Here is a 218-nt window from a genome sequence, read left to right as displayed (position 1 = left end):
GCCTCGGTGACCGGGCAGAAGGACGCCAACGGGGCGTATGTGGGCAGCGCGACGGTCACGCTCTCCGCCATCGACACGGAGTCCGGGGTGGCCAAGGTCGAGTACTCCCTCGACGGCGGCGCCTACGCGACGTACTCCGCGCCGGTGACGGTGAACCAGGCGGGCCAGCACACGGTCAGCTACCGGGCGACCGACAAGGCCGGCAACACCTCGTCGGC

1 protein-coding gene is annotated in these 218 nt (G+C 71.1%); it reads left to right on the top strand.

The window, feature by feature from the left end; genetic code table 11:
- Positions 1–218: OmpL47-type beta-barrel domain-containing protein (locus ONA70_RS37120; RefSeq protein ID WP_406601311.1), on the top strand; the 218-nt coding region annotated here is incomplete at both ends.

Origin of the sequence: Micromonospora yasonensis (assembly GCF_026013475.1) — a bacterium.
In the GTDB taxonomy this organism is placed as follows: Bacteria; Actinomycetota; Actinomycetes; order Mycobacteriales; family Micromonosporaceae; genus Micromonospora; species Micromonospora yasonensis.
This window is presented reverse-complemented; position numbering and strand designations above follow the sequence as displayed.